17 protein-coding genes are annotated in these 18334 nt (G+C 33.8%); 14 read left to right on the top strand and 3 right to left on the bottom strand.

What is annotated here, in order from left to right:
* Positions 1–126: 126 nt before the first annotated feature.
* Positions 127–999, bottom strand: coding sequence for an aldo/keto reductase (locus L6Q46_RS02910; RefSeq protein WP_291283035.1), 873 nt, complete (start codon positions 997–999; stop codon positions 127–129).
* A gap of 176 nt (positions 1000–1175) precedes the next feature.
* Between L6Q46_RS02910 and L6Q46_RS02905 the strand changes: the two genes are divergently transcribed.
* From L6Q46_RS02905 to L6Q46_RS02865, 9 genes are all read left to right on the top strand, one after another.
* A complete protein-coding gene (locus L6Q46_RS02905; protein WP_291283034.1) occupies positions 1176–2180 on the top strand; it encodes a MoxR family ATPase in 1005 nt (334 codons plus the stop codon).
* 77 nt (positions 2181–2257) lie between these two features.
* Positions 2258–3124: a DUF58 domain-containing protein gene (locus L6Q46_RS02900; protein ID WP_291283033.1), complete on the top strand. Its 867-nt coding sequence runs from the start codon at positions 2258–2260 to the stop codon at positions 3122–3124.
* Positions 3125–3168: 44 nt separating this feature from the next.
* Complete coding sequence (locus L6Q46_RS02895) at positions 3169–3534, top strand: four helix bundle protein (RefSeq protein WP_291283032.1); 366 nt, start codon at positions 3169–3171, stop codon at positions 3532–3534.
* A gap of 69 nt (positions 3535–3603) precedes the next feature.
* Complete coding sequence (locus L6Q46_RS02890) at positions 3604–5259, top strand: hypothetical protein (protein WP_291283031.1); 1656 nt, start codon at positions 3604–3606, stop codon at positions 5257–5259.
* Positions 5259–6263 (top strand): VWA domain-containing protein, encoded by a 1005-nt coding sequence (locus tag L6Q46_RS02885; RefSeq protein ID WP_291283030.1) that lies wholly within the window; start codon positions 5259–5261, stop codon positions 6261–6263. Before L6Q46_RS02890 ends, L6Q46_RS02885 begins: the two co-directional genes overlap by 1 nt.
* A gap of 11 nt (positions 6264–6274) precedes the next feature.
* Positions 6275–7318 (top strand): VWA domain-containing protein, encoded by a 1044-nt coding sequence (locus L6Q46_RS02880; protein WP_291283029.1) that lies wholly within the window; start codon positions 6275–6277, stop codon positions 7316–7318.
* Positions 7311–8081 carry a tetratricopeptide repeat protein gene (locus L6Q46_RS02875; RefSeq protein ID WP_291283028.1) on the top strand — a complete coding sequence of 257 codons (771 nt, stop codon included), beginning with the start codon at positions 7311–7313 and terminating at the stop codon, positions 8079–8081. Before L6Q46_RS02880 ends, L6Q46_RS02875 begins: the two co-directional genes overlap by 8 nt.
* 3 nt (positions 8082–8084) lie before the next feature.
* On the top strand, positions 8085–9860 hold the full coding sequence (locus L6Q46_RS02870; protein ID WP_291283027.1) for a BatD family protein: 1776 nt from the start codon (positions 8085–8087) through the stop codon (positions 9858–9860).
* 88 nt (positions 9861–9948) lie between these two features.
* Positions 9949–10713 (top strand): tetratricopeptide repeat protein, encoded by a 765-nt coding sequence (locus L6Q46_RS02865; protein WP_291283026.1) that lies wholly within the window; start codon positions 9949–9951, stop codon positions 10711–10713.
* Here the strand turns inward: L6Q46_RS02865 and L6Q46_RS02860 are convergent.
* Positions 10710–11234 carry a CvpA family protein gene (locus L6Q46_RS02860; protein ID WP_291283025.1) on the bottom strand — a complete coding sequence of 175 codons (525 nt, stop codon included), beginning with the start codon at positions 11232–11234 and terminating at the stop codon, positions 10710–10712. The genes L6Q46_RS02865 and L6Q46_RS02860 overlap by 4 nt on opposite strands.
* Positions 11235–11376: 142 nt before the next feature.
* Between L6Q46_RS02860 and L6Q46_RS02855 the strand changes: the two genes are divergently transcribed.
* From L6Q46_RS02855 to L6Q46_RS02835, 5 genes are all read left to right on the top strand, one after another.
* A complete protein-coding gene (locus L6Q46_RS02855) occupies positions 11377–11733 on the top strand; it encodes a hypothetical protein (RefSeq protein ID WP_111566585.1) in 357 nt (118 codons plus the stop codon).
* A 76-nt stretch (positions 11734–11809) separates the two neighbouring features.
* Positions 11810–12829, top strand: coding sequence for a phenylalanine--tRNA ligase subunit alpha (pheS, locus tag L6Q46_RS02850; protein ID WP_166235522.1), 1020 nt, complete (start codon positions 11810–11812; stop codon positions 12827–12829).
* Between the two features lie 47 nt (positions 12830–12876).
* Complete coding sequence (locus L6Q46_RS02845) at positions 12877–13284, top strand: hypothetical protein (RefSeq protein WP_291283024.1); 408 nt, start codon at positions 12877–12879, stop codon at positions 13282–13284.
* A 361-nt stretch (positions 13285–13645) separates the two neighbouring features.
* Positions 13646–16456, top strand: a complete 2811-nt coding sequence (locus L6Q46_RS02840; protein ID WP_291283023.1) for a GH92 family glycosyl hydrolase — start codon at positions 13646–13648, stop codon at positions 16454–16456.
* 51 nt (positions 16457–16507) lie between these two features.
* Positions 16508–17350, top strand: a complete 843-nt coding sequence (locus tag L6Q46_RS02835) for a thioredoxin family protein (RefSeq protein ID WP_291283022.1) — start codon at positions 16508–16510, stop codon at positions 17348–17350.
* Between the two features lie 2 nt (positions 17351–17352).
* Here the strand turns inward: L6Q46_RS02835 and L6Q46_RS02830 are convergent, their stop codons facing one another.
* A complete protein-coding gene (locus L6Q46_RS02830; protein WP_291264124.1) occupies positions 17353–18330 on the bottom strand; it encodes a TerC/Alx family metal homeostasis membrane protein in 978 nt (325 codons plus the stop codon).
* Positions 18331–18334: the final 4 nt, after the last annotated feature.

Here is an 18334-nt window from a genome sequence, read left to right as displayed (position 1 = left end):
GAGATAAAATGTTTTTGATAAGAAGGCGCTTGTTTATCATAAGATTTTTGATTTTTGATTAACGATTTTTGATTTCAGATTGAATACTTCTAAAATCATAAATCGTTAATCATCATTCGGCAATCATTAAGGAACTTTATTTCCCATGCTTTCTGTCCAAATGGCGAACCAATCTTGCTTATCTAAAACTAACGATTTTGCTTTCATCAATTGCTGAATTCTTCCTGAATTAACCGTTCCGGCAACAGGAGAAATTCCAGCAGGATGTTGCATAATCCAAGCCAATAAAATAATATCAGAACCCATGTGGTATTTCTCAACCAACTTAGCTAAAAGCTGACGCAATCTAAAAGTTTGATCGGTATTTTCTCTAAAAACAGTTCCTAACGGATTCCAAGCCATAGGTTTTATATTGTGGATTTGCATGTAATCTAAACTTCCATCTAACATAGCTTCATGATGCGTTGCCGAAAACTGCACTTGATTAAATGAAATTTCGGTTTTTTGACGTAAAAGTTCTGTTTGAAAAGGTGTAAAATTAGAAACTCCAAAAGATAGAATTTTTCCATCTGCTTTTAATTTTGAAACCGCTTCAGCAATTTCATCAGCTTGCATTAATGGACTTGGACGGTGAAGCAAAAAAACATCCAAATAATCGGTTTGTAGATTTTTCAACGAATTTTCGGCTGACCAAATAATATAATCTTTTGAATATTCGTAGTGTTTAATAGTATTATTAGGGCGGTTTTCAGAAGTATATTGAATTCCGCATTTAGTAATTAATTGAATTTTCTTGCGATCGATTTTACTTTCAGAAAGCGCTTTTCCAAATGAAGCTTCAGTGGTATAACCTCCATAAATATCGGCATGATCAAAAGTGGTAATTCCGTTTTCTATGAATAAATTAATTAAGTGAGTAAACTCATTGGTATTTAGGTTTTTATCCCAAACACCCCAATTCATAACTCCTGCAATAATAGGGGATAATTGTACTGACATATTTGTTGTGTTTTTAATTTTTTCTTAAAATTATAAAATAGAATCATAAAACACTCATAAAATCAACCTTTTTTATGCATTTTTAACGCAATGTTAACAAGTTAAAACTAAAAAAAATTTCAATTTGCAGTGTTAAAAAATGTTGTTAATTTCACACCGCCAAATACAATCATAAAATGGAAGAAAATACATCAACCTTAGACATTAGAGCAATTAATGAAAAGATTGAAAGAGAAAGTGCTTTTATAGACTTACTTACAATGGAAATGAATAAGGTAATCGTAGGTCAAAAACAAATGGTCGAGCGATTATTAATAGGTTTATTAGGTCAAGGACATATTTTACTTGAAGGAGTTCCTGGATTAGCAAAAACCTTAGCAATTAATACGCTTTCTCAAGCAGTTCATGGTTCGTTCAGTCGTATTCAGTTTACACCCGATTTATTGCCTGCCGATGTGGTAGGAACCATGATTTACAATATCAAACAAAACGACTTTACCATTCGTAAAGGACCAATTTTCGCGAACTTTGTATTAGCGGATGAGATTAACCGTGCGCCTGCAAAAGTACAATCGGCATTATTAGAAGCGATGCAAGAAAAGCAAGTTACTATTGGTGACGAAACGTTTAAGTTAGACAAACCATTCTTAGTAATGGCAACTCAAAACCCTGTTGACCAAGAAGGAACCTATCCATTACCAGAAGCACAAGTTGACCGTTTCATGTTGAAAGTCGTTATCGATTATCCAAAAATGGAAGACGAGCGTTTGGTTATTCGTCAAAATTTAAAAGGTGCTTTTGAAAAAGTAAACCAAGTGGTTTCGTTAGAGCAAATTTTAAGAGCGCAAGAAGCCGTTCGTGAAGTGTACATGGACGAAAAAATCGAGAAATACATCTTAGATTTAATTTTCGCAACGCGTTATCCAGAAAAATATAAATTAGAAAGTCTAAAACCATTAATCAGTTTTGGAGCTTCGCCTCGTGGAAGTATCAACTTAGCAACTGCTGCTAAATGTTATGCTTTTATCAAACGTAGAGGTTACGTAATTCCAGAAGACGTTCGTGCTGTAGTGTACGATGTATTACGTCACAGAATCGGAATTACTTATGAAGCTGAAGCCGAAAATGTAACCACAGAAGACATTATTAGCAGAATTGTTAACGAAGTTGAAGTGCCTTAATTTTTTGTTTCAAGTTTAAAGTTTCAAGTTAAAGAAACCTGAAACAAAGAAAACCTGAAACCTGAAACAAAATAAAAATGGATACCAAAGAAATTCTAAAGAAAGTTCGAAAAATTGAAATCAAAACCCGAAGATTGAGTGATCACATCTTTTCGGGAGAATATCACACGTCTTTTAAAGGACGCGGGATGACGTTTTCAGAAGTGCGCCAATACCAATACGGTGATGACGTAAGAGCTATCGATTGGAATGTAACCGCACGCTACAACGAACCATTTGTAAAAGTATTTGAAGAAGAACGCGAATTAACCATGATGTTAATGGTAGACATTTCGGGTTCTGAAAGTTTTGGTACAAAAAACCAGTTAAAACGTGATATGATTACTGAAATTGCAGCGACATTAGCTTTTTCGGCAACTCAGAATAATGATAAAATTGGTTTGCTTTTGTTTTCGGACCAAATCGAATTGTTTATTCCGCCTAAGAAAGGGAAGTCACACGTTTTAAGAATCATTCGCGAGTTAATCGAATTCGAATCGAAAAGCAAAAAAACCGATTTATCGCAAGCTTTGAAATATTTATCGAGCGTTTTGAAAAAGAAAGCCATTGTGTTTTTAATTTCCGATTTCATGGTGAAAGATTACGAGCACACGCTAAAAATCGCTTCAAAACGTCATGATGTAACTGGAATTCGAGTGTTTGACCAAAGAGAAGAAAGCATTCCAAACATTGGAGTAGTAAATATGATAGATGCCGAAACAGGCGAAACACTTTTGGTGGATACAACCTCCAATAAAGTGCGAATGGATTACGAAAAATACTATCGTGAAAACGTAAATTATTTCAAAGATATTTTTTCAAAATGTGGAGCTGGAACGATTAGTTCTAGAGTGGATGAAAGCTATGTAACCAAATTATTAGGTTATTTTAAAGCAAGAAATTGATGATTTAAGATTAACGATTTTTGATTTAAGAAGTTTTAATAAGAATGAAAAGATTTGATTTAGAAGAAAGATTGATTGATTTTGCAGCAAATGTTATTTTGTTTACTAATTATGTGGAGAAAAGTTATGCAGGTAATCATTTGTCATCTCAGATTGTTCGTTCATCAACATCGCCAGCATTAAATTATGGAGAAGCTCAAAGCGCCGAAAGTAATAAAGATTTTGTGCATAAGATGGGAATTTGTTTGAAAGAGTTGAGAGAAACAAACAACTGTTTAAAAATCATTGAAAGAGCTAATTTACATTCTAATTCAAAAATGTTAGATCAATTAAAAGTTGAGGCAAATGAATTGATTTCAATTTTTGTAGCAAGTATCAAAACAGCAAAAAAGAATGCTGAAAAAAAATAAATAGCAGAAAAAATTATGTTTTTAATAAATATTCTAAAATCATTTAAAAATCACAAATCATCAATTAAGATGATTCCATACCTTCTGCAATCTAAAATCGTTAATCATCAATCATCAATTAAATATTTCCTTTTTTTCATATTTTTCACTGTTTCTGGTTTTGCCCAACAAATCTCGTCTTCTATTGATTCAACTCAAATTAAAATTGGATCACAATTCAATTTAACCATCAAAGCAAAAGTAAACGCAAAAGATAAAGTGGTTTTTCCTGCTGGAAAGTTTTTTGGTGCTTTGGAAATATTGGAATCATATCCAATTGATACCATAAAAAACGACAACCAATACGAATTAATCAAAAAATACGGGTTAACCCAATTTGATTCGGGACGTTATGTGATTCCGAAATTATTGGTAAAAATCAATCAGAAAGAATTCCGTACCGATTCGCTTTCGATTTTGGTAAACGATGTAAAAGTCGATACGACTAAACAACAAATGTATGATATCAAAGACATCATCGCCACAGAAGAAAAACCAATGAGCGAATGGTGGAAACTTTTGATTTTATTGGTGTTGATTGTGGCTTCAGGATTTGCATCGTATTTCATCATCAAACGTTTACAAAAAGACAAAGAGCAAAAAGAAGAATTTTTCGCTTCGCCAATTGAAAAAGCGATTGCGTATCTTCAAAACTTAGATAAAAAACAATTGGTTCAAAGAGGTGATGTTAAAGAATATTATTCTGAAATGACGGATATCACCAGAACATATATCGAAGAATCGATTCATATTCCAGCGATGGAAAGTACTTCGAGCGAGTTAATTGAATCTCTAAAAAAGGCGATTGCAGACAAGAAAATGTTTGTAAATCGTGAAGATTTGGAAAAATTTAGTCGTGTTTTAGAAAATTCGGATTTGGTGAAGTTTGCCAAATCGCAACCTATGTTGTTCGAAATTGAAACCGATAAAAAAATTATTGATAAGTTTCTATTAATCATTGATAAAGCCTTACCAAGAACGGAAGACCAAGCGGCAATACTTTTTGCAGAAGAAGTTCGCAAGAAGGAAATGCAAAAACAAAAGTTCAAACGTTTGGTGATGTCTATCGGAATTTCGATGTTTTTATTGGTGGCTTCTGTTGTGATTTTCGCTTACACGGTTGGATTCGATTTTGTGAAAGACAGTTATTTTGGCTATTCTACCAAAGAATTGTTGGAAAAAGAATGGATTACTTCAGAGTATGGTGAACCCGCTATTATTATTGCTTCACCAAAAGTTTTAAAACGAACGATTGATGAGAAAATTCAAAATAATCTTCCAGAAAACGTAAAATCAACTAGTCGTTTTGCCTATGGAAATATTACGGACGATTTCTCAATTGTTTTAATTACAACCGCTTACAAAGACACCACCAAGATAGATTTAGATTTAGCTTTGGAAGCAGATTTAAAAGAGCTAGAAAAATTTGGTGCTAAAAATATCATCGTAAAAACAGGAGAATTTGAAAATGTAAAAGGTCTTTCAGGTAAAAAAGCGTATGGAACTTTTACCGCTTTTGACCCTGATAGCGAAGAAGATATCAAAATGCAGTACGATATTATGGTGTTGTCGCAACCAGGAGGCGCTCAAGAATTTTTCTTTATGTATAGAGAAGAAGATAAGCATGCCATGGAGATTATAGAGAAAATTCAGAATTCAATCGAACTAAGAAAAGCCAAGAAATAATGGGAAAAGTAACCTTTTTAAATCCGGAATTTTTGTGGTTGTTTTTGGTTTTACCAATTGCAATAGGTTGGTTATTTTATAAAAGAAACCAACTTTCGGCAACGGTAAAAATGAGTTCATTAGAACCTTTCAAACAAAATAGAACTTTCTTAGCCAAAGCAAAACCATTTTTATATGTGCTGAGAATTTTAGCTTTGAGTTCGATAATCATCGCATTAGCAAGACCAAGAAGTGTTGACGTAACTTCAAAATCGAAAACCACAAAAGGTATCGATATTGTAATGGCGATTGACGTTTCGAGTAGTATGTTGGCTAATGATTTAAAACCAAATCGTCTAGAAGCTTTGAAAAAAGTAGCTTCAACATTTGTTCAAGATAGAATTAACGATAGAATTGGATTGGTAGTTTATGCAGGCGAAAGTTACACGAGAACTCCTGTAACGTCTGATAAAACTATCATTTTACAATCGTTAAAAACCATCGAATATGATGATTCTATTATTGCTGATGGAACTGGAATTGGTGTTGGTTTAGCCACTGCTATCAACCGAATTAAAGACAGTAAAGCTAAAAGTAGAATCATCATTTTATTAACGGATGGTGTGAACAATTCAGGAACCATCGACCCAAGAACGGCATCTGAAATCGCAAAAGAATACGGCATAAAAGTATATACCATCGGAATAGGAACAAACGGTCAAGCGATGTTTCCTGTCGCAAAAGATGCGAATGGTAAATTAGTGTTTAGAAAAATGCCTGTAGAAATTGATGAAAGCTTAATGAAAGAAATTGCGAAAGCTACCGATGCAAAGTATTTTAGAGCCACATCAAACAAAAAATTACAAGCCATTTACAACGAAATTAACAAGTTAGAAACCACTGAAATTGACGAGAAGAAATTCTATAATTATGACGAAAAATACAAACCTTTCGTGTTGATTGCATTTGTATTGTTAGGCGTTGAGGTGTTATTAAGAAATTCAGTTTTTAGAGGAATCGTTTAGAAAGGAAAACAATGTTTGAATTAGAAAGTCCAATATATTTTTACTTATTAGCGCTATTACCAGTAATAGTAGCACTTTTTCTATTCAATTTGTTTTGGAAAAGAAAAAGACAAGCCGTTTTTGCCGATTTGGAATTGTTTAACCAACTAGCGCCTGAAAAATCAAGCTTTAAACCGGCTTTGAAATTAGGTGTTTTATTATTGGCATTAGCGTGTATAATTATTGCTTTGGTTAACCCAAAAATGGGAACGAAAATGGAAACCGTAAAACGTCAAGGTATTGATATTGTGTTTGCAGTCGACATTTCAAAAAGTATGCTGGCTGAAGACGTAGCGCCAAACCGATTAGAAAAAACCAAGCAAATCGTTTCGCAAATCATTAATCAATTAGGAAATGACCGTGTAGGAATTGTCGGTTACGCCGGAAGTGCTTATCCTGTTTTACCAATGACGACAGATTACAGCATCGCTAAAATGTATTTGCAAAGTATGAATACCAATATGGTTTCTTCGCAAGGAACGGCTTTTAACGATGCGATTCAATTGGCGGTTGATTTCTTTGATGTGAAAGATACTAGCAAGTTGATTATTCTAATTTCCGATGGAGAAGATCACGGAGAAGGAGCAGATGATGCGGTTGAAATGGCAAAAAAGAAAGGCGTTCGTATTTTAACTATTGGTGTGGGAACTGAAAAAGGCGCTCCAATTCCTTTACGAGATGATAAAGGAACAATAGTTTCATATAAAAAAGACCAAGAAGGACAAACGGTTACAACAAAATTGTATCCTGAAGTTTTAAAAAATATTGCAGATAAAACTAAATCGAAATACATTATTGGCACATCTACAAAAGATGTGGTAGAAGAAGTGAAAAAGTCGTTAGATAAAATCGAAAAATCAGAATTTGAATCGCAACAAATAGCCGATTTTGAATCGCAATACCAGTGGTTTTTAGCTTTGGGATTTTTGTTATTATTGGTAGATATTTTCCTTTTGGAGAAAAAAACAGCATGGGTGCAAAAGTTGAACTTATTTAATGAAAAGAAACATGCGTAAGATAGTTTACATAGTACTATTATTGAATTGCATCTCGCTTTTCAGTCAAGAAAAAGATAAAAATTTATACAACGGAAATCAATCGTTTTCCGAAAAAAAATACGTGGATGCCGAAGCTGATTATCGGGTAACGGAATCAAAAAAATCACCTAAAAAAGCCGTTGCAGGATACAATTTAGGAAATAGCATTTATCGCCAAAATCAGCAAGGCGAAGCACAAATCAAATACATTCAAGCCTTAGAAACAGCTAAAACGAAAACTGAAAAACACCGAATATATCATAATTTAGGTAACACTTTCATGCTAGAACAAAAATATGATTTAGCAGCAGATGCCTACAAAAACGCACTTCGAAATAATCCAAACGACGAAGAAACACGTTACAATTACGCTTTAGCCAAAAGAAAGAAAAAAGATAATCCACCTCCAAAAGACAATAAAAAAGATAATAAAGGTGGTGGCGGTCAAGACAACAAGCCTCAGCCAAAAGATAAAGACGACAAAAACGACAAAGGAAACGACAAAAAAGATTCTGATAAAAACGATCAGAACAACAAAGATAAACAAGGCGATAATCAACAAGGCAAAGGAGACGGAGAGAAAAAACAAGACAAAAACGAAAATCCAAAACCAAGTGGCGCCGACAAACAACGCATCGATAATATTTTAGATGCGGTTAATAATGCAGAGAAGAAAGTTCAGGACAAAGTGAATGCGAAGAAAGTGAAAGCACGTCCGGTTTCAAATGAAAAAGATTGGTAACAAATGAAAAATATATTTTTAGTTTTATTATTATCGGTTTTCTATAATACTATTTCCGCTCAAGTAAAATTTGAAGCGCAAACAGAAAGAAATTCTTATGGACTAAACGAACGCTTCCAATTGGTTTTTTCCATCAATAATGAAGGCGATAATTTTGTACCACCAAAATTTCCCGGATTTAAAGCGGAAGGACCTTTCATTAATAAAGGAAATCAAACTTCAATTACGATTGTGAATGGTAGAGTGAATCAGAAAAGAGAAATTTCTACCCAAGTAATTTATTATTTATCACCTACAAAAAAAGGAACTTTTACTATTGGTGCTGCTTCAATTGAATATGACGGAACAGTTTACAAATCAGCACCCATAAAAATCACGATTACCGATCCTATCCAAATGCCAACCTATCCAGGTCAGCAACCTACGAATGTGAATTATGGCGAAGGAATTCATTTGGTAGCCGAATTATCTACAAAAAATCCGTTTGTAAACGAACCCGTTATAGTAGTTTATAAGTTGTATTTCGAACCTCGTTCAACGGTTGGAAATTTCAGAAATTTTAAAGCACCAAAGTATAACGATTTCTGGAGTCAGTATATCGACATGAAGCAATTGCGAGCAGAGCGTGGAAAATACAACGGCAAAGATTATAGCATGGTGGTGCTTCGAAAAGTAATTTTATATCCATTAGAAGCAGGTGCTAAAACCATAGAACCTTTCAAAATCGATTTAGATGCTGAGGTGCCAACAGGTCGTCGCGATTGGTTTGGCGAATACGAAATGCGTATGGTTGAAAAATCACTTTCCACAGGAACACAAACCATTAACGTAAAACCACTTCCAGAAAACGGAAAACCAGCAAGTTTTACTGGAGCTGTAGGAAATTTTGATTTCAAAGTAATCCCTTCAAAAACAGCTTTAAAAGCAGGTGAATCGTTAGATTTGGAAGTAAGTGTTTCGGGTAAAGGAAATTTAAAGTTATTTACCTTGCCAAAACCCGTAGTTCCAAGTGCGTTAGAAATGTACGAACCATCACATACCGAAAATGTACAAACACCATTAACAGGTATGGTCGGAAAAGTTTCGGACAAATACACGATTATTCCACAGTTTAAAGGAAAATATACGATAAAACCGATGGAGTTTTCGTATTACGATTTGGCAAGTAAATCGTATAAAACCATCACATCAAAAGAAATCACAATTGATGTAGCGGAAGGTGACGCAACGTTTGTAGCCAACACACCAAGCACGAACAAACAAGCCATTCAGAAAAAAGAAGTATTCCAATTCAATAAGTTGAAAACGGAATTTGTTTCTGCTTCTAGAGAGGATTTCTTAGGTTCGGGACTATTTTATAGTTTGTTGTTAGCGCCATTATTATTGATTCCGATTGTGATGATTGCTAAAAAACAAAAAGAGGCTAAAGATGCTGATGTTGTTGGAAACCGAGTTAGAAATAATAACAAATTAGTGAAGAAATATTTGTCGGAAGCCAAAAAACAAATGGGAGACAAAGTTCCGTTCTACATGGCAATGGAAAAAGCCTTACACAATTTCTTGAAAGCCAAATTACATATCGAAACGGTTGAAATGAGCAAAGAAAATATCATCGAATTATTACAACAAAGAAACGCATCAGAAGAGAGTATTAATCGATTTATGGAATTAATGAACGATTGCGAATTTGCACGATACGCACCAGCAACTGATATTGCCATGACAAATGATTTTGAGCGAGCTGTGGAACGAATTTCTGAACTTGAAAAACAAATTTAACCACAAAACACGAACTTGTCATGCTGAACTCGTTTCAGCATCTCAAAAATGATTAATCAAGATATAAGGTTGTTTTAACAAAAAAATTATGAAAAAATACATTCTCCTTTTCATACTCACATTTCAATTCGCCTTAGCAAGTGAATCCATCGACGCTACCTTTAAAAAAGCAAACGATTTGTATAACAAAGGCGATTACGAACAAGCGTTGCAATCTTTCGAAAGTATTGTAAACAAAGGGAACGAATCGGCTGATTTGTATTTTAATATTGCGAATTGTTATTACAAACTTGGAAAAGTAGCGCCATCGATTTACAATTACGAAAAAGCATTGCTTTTAAACCCAGATGACGAAGCCATACAAACTAATCTGTCATTTGCACAAAAAACAGCAATAGACGACATTAAAATCCTTCCAGAAGTTGGTTTTAAGAAAATGGTGAAAGAGTTCACAAGTACATTTCATTATGATACTTGGGCTTGGATTGCGGTTTTTGTTGCTTTCCTAAGTTTACTTTCGTTTTTAGGCTATTATTTTGGAAATACCGTGTTTCTAAAACGCACTTTTTTCAGTTTGTTTTTGTTGTTTTTAATAGGAATTGGAGTAACCGTTTTCTCCGCTTTTTTACAAAAGAAATTTGATACGAATTACAATCCAGCCATCGTTTTTGCAGAATCAACGACTTTAAAAGCGGAACCAAAAAATAGTTCTGAAGATGTTGTAACACTTCACGAAGGAACAAAAGTCTTCGTTTTAGAAGAATTAGGCAACTGGAAACAAGTAGAACTAACCGACAAAACCAAAGCGTGGATTGACAAAGAATCGATTAGAGAAGTGAAGGATAAAAATTAGTTTTTTTCTTTTTCGACTTCTTTCTTCAACTCTTCATACCAACCCTCAATCGTAGGATAAATCGCTTTTGAAATATTCTGAATTGGATTATAAAAAATGGAATTCTCTTGCGTTTCTTTAGAAAGTAGCATGTTGTTGATGTTGACTTTCTCAAAAATAAAAAGCACAACACTCAACGCTAAAATCGTTTTCAACAAGCTAAAAATTACACCAGCTAATTTGTTAATCCAACCTAAAAAAGCAAAATCCGCTAATTTGGTCAGAATTTTTGCGCTTAAATGAATTCCAATTACAACCAATAAAAATGTAATGATAAAAGCGGTTATTTCAATGTATTTTGGATTCCAACTTGGTACAAATCCAGTAAAAATAGCGCCTACTAAATTTGAAAATTTAATCGCTAAATAAATCCCTAAAATCAAAGCTACAAACGAAGAAACTTCTACAAAAAGCCCATTTTTCAACCCTTTATAAACCGCAAAACCCAATAAAACCGCAAAAACAATATCAATAAAACTCATTTGAAAGAAAATAGATGAAAGAATCAAGAACAAAGACAATAGATTGCGTAAAAAACAAAACCATCGATTATCTTTGCAAATCTAATATAGAAAGTTGGGAATAGTCTTTTTTCTTTTCTCTTTTTTCTTTCATCTATAAAACATGTCTAGAGACGAACAATTAAAACAGCGTTGGGAAAGCGTTGTCAACATATTATCAGAAAAATTTTCAGGAGGAGAAGACCTTGATTTAGAAGGAATTATCTATTTAATTGGAGTGCAAGAATTAGGGAAAATTCATGCTACATTCAAAAAAGATGAGAAAGTAAACCTAATGCACATCGCCATTTGTCGATTGTTAGAGCCTTACGGTTACTACGAATTTGAATATTTCGACAACGATGGCTGGCCGCATTACAAAGTAAAAGAAGAATTGCCACCACTAAAAGCAGGCGAACAAGCGGTACTAATGAAAGAAGCAATTGTAAGCTACTTTTTAGAAAAAGAATTAATTGACTAATTAATTTACAGTACAGACAAGTCATTGACTTGTCTCTCAAAAAAAATCCATAAATTTGCATTTTACAAAACGAGCGATGACAGAAACGATTAAAGCCCATATTGAAGAAGTAAAAGCTTTTCAAACCGATAATAAAGAACAATTAGAAGCCTTCCGAATCAAGTATTTAGGAAGTAAAGGCTTGTTGAAAGACTTTTTTGCCGAATTCAAAAATGTTCCAAATGAACAAAAGAAAGAATTTGGACAAGTAATAAACGAATTGAAAACTTCGGCAGAAGAAAAGGTGAAATCCATTCAAGACGCTTTAGAAAATAAAGAAGAAGCAAAAGGAATTTACGGCGATACTACACGTCCAGGAGAAGCGATGAACATTGGTTCGCGCCACCCAATTTCAATTGTAAAAAACCAAATGATTGATATTTTTTCAACCATTGGTTTCAATGTGTCCGAAGGTCCAGAAATCGAAGATGATTGGCACAATTTTACCGCATTAAATTTACCAGAATATCATCCGGCAAGAGATATGCAGGATACGTTTTTCATTCAAACCAATCCTGATGTTTTGTTAAGAACGCACACTTCATCAGTGCAAGTGCGTTATATGGAAAACAACAAACCGCCAATTCGTACGATTTCTCCGGGAAGAGTTTTCCGTAATGAGGCTGTTTCTTCGCGTTCGCACTGTATTTTCCATCAAGTGGAAGGTTTGTATATTGACAAAGACGTTTCGTTTGCCGATTTAAAACAAACCTTGTTGTATTTCACCAAAGAAATGTTCGGAAAATCGAAAATTCGTTTACGTCCGTCATATTTCCCATTTACAGAACCAAGTGCTGAAATCGATATTTATTGGGGCTTAAAAACTGAAACCGATTACAGAATTACAAAAGGAACCGGTTGGTTAGAAATTGGTGGTTGTGGAATGGTAGATCCAAACGTATTGAAAAACTGCGGCATCAATCCAGACGAACACACCGGTTTTGCTTTCGGAATGGGAGTAGAACGTATTGCGATGTTGTTGTATCAAATTGGCGATATCCGTATGTTTTACGAAAATGACGTTCGTTTCTTAGAGCAATTCAAATCGAGTATATAATTTAAAATCCTGATAAGTTTTCGGAACCTGTCAGGATTCTTCAAAATATGAAAAAAGACATTATCATCCCAAAAGTAGAAGGCGTTCACATTGTAGCTTTTCAAGAATGGAACGACGATTTTATGGAGAATTCTTGGTACGCTTACTTAGTAAACGATACCGATAATTTGTTGGAAATGGCTATGGTAGTTTCACGCGCTTATGGTTTAATCAATGGCGAAGAGCGTAGAACGGGAACATTCCGTCACGCGTTTGCCAAAGTAGAACCAAGAACTGCCGTTAAAGTTGAATTGTTAGAAAATAACGTTTTACAATTGAATAACGAATTCATGTTATCCTATTTCGCAGACGGACAATTATACGATAAAACCTTCGTGTTCCGAGTAAATACCATCAACGAAAAAGCCACTGCCGATTTACCTATCATCAATAAAAGAGGCGTTTTTGCGAATTAGATTTTCGCAAATTATAATAGTGAAACCATGAATACATGAATTGATTTCTGTTTTCGTGGTTTTTTGTTTTCACCACATAGAAACATAGATTAACTTTATAAAAGTTGAGGTATTTCATTTTACATAGTCAGCATAAGAAAACTTATATGAACTCATATATACAAAGAACTCCTTAAACTTTCTTATATGACTTATATGTTTAAAATCAACACAATCCTATTGTTACCTCAAAAAAGTGTAACGCCAAAAAACAAAATAAGAAAAACCTATGTTTCTATGTGGTAAAAACTCAAAAACACCTTTATTCTTACAACAATTAGAAAATATTTTTACCTTTAAGAAATTTTTTCAACAACACAACATGAAACCATTTTTTATTGCTTTAGCTTTTTTAACTACTACTATTTCCCAAGCGCAAGATTACGCTAAACACGTTAACCCATTTATTGGAACAGGCGGTCACGGACATACTTTTCCTGGCGCAACCGTGCCTTATGGGATGGTGCAACTTTCTCCTGACACTAGAATCGATGGCAGTTGGGATGGCTGTGGCGGTTATCATTATTCGGATAATTTGATTTACGGATTTTCGCACACGCATTTGAATGGAACCGGTGTTTCCGATTATGGCGATATCATGTTGATGCCGACTATGGGAGAACCTTCGTTTGATAATAAAGTGTACTCTTCTACTTTTTCGCATACCAATGAAAAAGCTTCTGCTGGATTTTACGCTGTGAAATTAGACAAACACAATATCGATGTGCGTTTAACCACTTCAACCCGTGTTGGTTTTCATGAATATACGTTTAATAAAGCTGGACAAGCGAATATTATTTTAGATTTAAGACACCGAGATAAACTGTTGGAAGGAAAAGTAAACATAATAGATAATAAAACTATTGAAGTTTTAAGGAGAAGTGAAGCTTGGGCACGAGATCAATATGTTTATGCAAGGATTGAATTTAATGTTCCAATGATGAATTCAAAAGGAATTAAAAACTCAAATGATTTAGATATACAAACATTGGCATTAAGCTTCTCAAAACAAGTCAAAAAAGGTGAAAAAATTCTTGTAAAAGTGTCGCTTTCTCCAACGAGTTACGAAGGTGCGAAATTAAACAGTTCCGAAATCAAACATTGGGATTTCAATAAAGTACATAAAGACGCTATCGCACTTTGGAACAAAGAATTATCAAAAATTGAAGTCACTTCTGATGATAAAGATAAGCTAGCGATTTTCTACACCGCTTTATATCACACGATGATGCAACCCAATATTGCACAAGATTTAGATGGGAAATATCGTGGTAGAGATAACCAAATTCATGTTGCCGAAGGATTTGATTATTACACGGTGTTCTCGCTTTGGGACACGTTTAGAGGTGCGCATCCGTTGTATACTTTGATTGATAAAAAACGAACTGCCGATTACATCAATACTTTCATCAAGCAATACGAACAAGGCGGCAGATTACCCGTTTGGGAATTAGCTTCCAATGAAACCGATTGTATGATTGGCTATCATTCGGTTTCAGTAATTGCAGATGCGATGGTAAAAGGAATAAAAGGTTTTGATTACGAAAAGGCTTTTGAAGCTAGTAAAGCTTCTGCTATGCGTGATGTTTTAGGTTTGGATGCGTACAAGAAAAACGGCTTCATTTCGATAGATGACGAACACGAAAGCGTTTCCAAAACCTTAGAATATGCTTATGATGATTGGTGTATTGCACAAATGGCACAAATTTTAAACAAGCAAGAAGATTACCAATATTTCATGAAACGTTCTCAAAACTGGAAAAACATTTTCGATTGGGAAACTGGCTTTATGCGTCCAAAGAAAAATGGAGGTTGGGACAAACCTTTTGACCCTAGAGAAGTCAACAATAATTTTACCGAAGGCAATTCATGGCAATATTCGTTTTTCGTACCACAAGATATTGAAGGCATGATTGCAGCTTATGGCGGAAAGGAAAAATTCGAAGCCAAGTTAGACGAAATGTTCAACAGCGAAAGCAAAACTACAGGTAGAGAACAAGTCGATGTTACCGGATTAATAGGACAATATGCTCACGGAAACGAGCCAAGTCATCACATGGCGTATTTGTACAATTATGTGGGAAAACCAGAGAAAACGAATGAAAAAGTAAAGTATATTTTAGATAATTTTTATACCAACACACCCGATGGTTTAATTGGAAACGAAGATTGCGGTCAAATGAGTGCTTGGTATGTATTGAGTTCGATGGGGATTTATTCGGTAACACCTGGAAATCCTAACTTTAGTTGGACTGTAATCGAACCTTTTTTTGATGAAATAAAAGTGAAACTAGAAAATTTAAACGATGATGTAATTAATAAGAAATTAAGAATTGTAGATTATTCTACTTTTGGTTTTGATAGTTATTACTTGAGATTTCCAAAAAACTATATGGATATTATTCCTGTTCCTATAATTCAAGCGGATAGTAAAGCATTTAGAGACAATTTGAAAATTGAATTGAAATCTCAAAATTCAAATAATGAAATTTATTTCATGATTAATGATAAAGACGATTATTTGGCAAAGAAAATATTTGTTAAATACACAAAACCTTTTGAAATAAATGAAAGTTCTAAAATTTATGCTTTTGTCAAACAAGATATACATCGAAAAAATATTTTTAGCGATACCATTTCCGCATCCTTCTTCAAAAAACCAAACAATTATAGCATCAACATCAAATCAATCTACAATCCACAATATCATGCAGGTGGTCCAGAAGGATTGTTAGATGGTATTTTAGGTACGGAGAACTGGAGAAAAGGCGATTGGCAAGGTTACCAAAGTCAGGATTTTGAAGCGGTGGTGGATTTAAAAGAAGTGAAAACCGTTAAAGAAATTTCAGCTCGCTTTTTACAAGATTCTCGTTCTTGGATTTTAATGCCAACAAAAGTTGATTATTATATTTCGGAAGACAATGTGAATTTTACGTTTTTCGGTTCGGTAAACAATACGTTAGATCCAAAATTAGAAGAAAATACAATTCTAAATTTCACATCAAACGAAACCAAAGGAAAGAAAGCACGTTACGTAAAAGTTATCGCTAAAAACTTCGGAAAATTACCAGAATGGCATCAAGGCGCTGGTGGTGATGCGTTTATTTTTGTAGATGAAATAACAATTGATTAACAACTTAGCGCTCTTTTTAGTTTTAATTTTACAATTGTAAATAAATGGAACATGAAAAGAGCGCTTTTTTATATTGTATTTTTAATTTTATCGAACACTATTTCGGCTCAAGTTGTTTTTGAACCTTCGTTAAAGGAAGCTTTTAAAAAAGCAAAAGAGCAAAATAAGATTGTTTTCATCGAATATTACAATTCCGATTGTCCGGTTTGTAAACGTTTAGGAGATTTACTTAAAAGCGATTCTTTAGTTGGTAATTACTACAATAAAAATTTCATTAATTATGCTATGAACACCAATGGTTCTTTAGCAGAAGATGACAATGTATTTATTTCCGAAGCAAATCTTCATTTTGACAGTGTTCCAGTGCTTTTATATTTTGATGCGAATAAAAAATTCTTGCATCATAGTGGTGTAAATGTCGAAACCGAACACCTAATCAACGAAGGGAAGAAAGCCAAAAACCCAGATTTTAGAACTTCTGGCTTAAAAGCAAAGTACGATAAGGGAGATCGAACGGTAAAAACACTTTATGCTTATTGCGATTTACTTTTGGTAACTAAAAATGAAGCAATGGTTAAAAAAGTTTCTCAAGAACTTTACGAATCGTTTAAAAAAGAAGAATTACCAACAAAAAAGAGTTATATCGTTTTAAAACAGGTTGTAACTTCTACCGAAAACGGCTTCTTTCAGTATTGGATAAATAATTTAGAAAATCTAAAAGACTTCGAAACAGGCTATAAAGCTGGAACCGAAAAATCCTATCTGGAAAAAATCGTTCTAAAAGAATTGAATGATAACACAATTAAAAATTGGGATACATCCAAAAAAGATAAATTCAAAGACTATATTTTGAAGTTAAAAATTACGGATAATCCGGAAGTATATTTTGAATAGTTTTAATCCTTATCAGGAAACAACAACGAAGCGATTACAGACAAGATTAAAGCTCCACCAACAACACACAACGACAAACTAGTTGGAACGTGGTAAAACGGCGCTATAATCATTTTAGTTCCGATAAAAGCTAAGATAAATCCTAATCCGTATTTCAATTTACTGAACATGTACATAAAGTTCGCTAAAAGAAAATACAACGAACGCAATCCTAAAATTGCAAAAATATTCGACGTGTATAAAATAAACGGATCATCTGGAGCAATAGCAAAAATTGCTGGAATACTATCAATCGCGAATAATAAGTCGGTAAATTCAACGATTGCAACCACTACAAATAAAGGCGTTGCCATTTTGATTCCGTTTTGAATGGTGAAAAATTTATCGCCGTCAAAATTCGGACTTACTTTAAAAAACTTGTGTACAAATTTAGAACCAGCACTTTTGCTAAAATCTTTACTTCCTTCATCTTCTTCCTGACTTAATGCCGATTTAATTCCGGCAACAATCAAAATAATTCCGAAAAGGGTAAGCAAATAATTGATTTCTACCATCTGACCAAAAAGCTCCATTTCTGGTAAATAGGTGTAATTCAACAACCAAACTCCCGCAAAAATGAATATCGCTCTAAAAACCAAAGCACCAATTACACCCCAAAATAACACTTTGTGTTGGGCTTCTTTAGCGACGTTGAAATATCCAAAAACTAAAATAAAGACAAATAAATTATCTACCGAAAGTGCTTTTTCAATCCAATAGGCGCCTTGAAATTGCATGAATTTTTCGGCTCCCATGTAGTGATAAATAATACCGCTGAATCCCATGGCTAAAGAAATCCAAATTACGGACCAAATAGCTGCTTCACGATTGGAAATCACGTGACCTTTTTTGTTTAAAACACCTAAATCTAAAACCAACATAGCAATGATGGTAATGGTAAAAGCCGTAATAATTCCAGGATGATCAATTAAATGATCGATAGAA

Origin of the sequence: Flavobacterium sp., from assembly GCF_023151265.1 — a bacterium.
Classification (GTDB): Bacteria; Bacteroidota; Bacteroidia; order Flavobacteriales; family Flavobacteriaceae; genus Flavobacterium.
The sequence above is the reverse complement of the archived record's forward strand: the minus strand, read 5'-3'. Positions and strand labels throughout refer to the sequence as shown.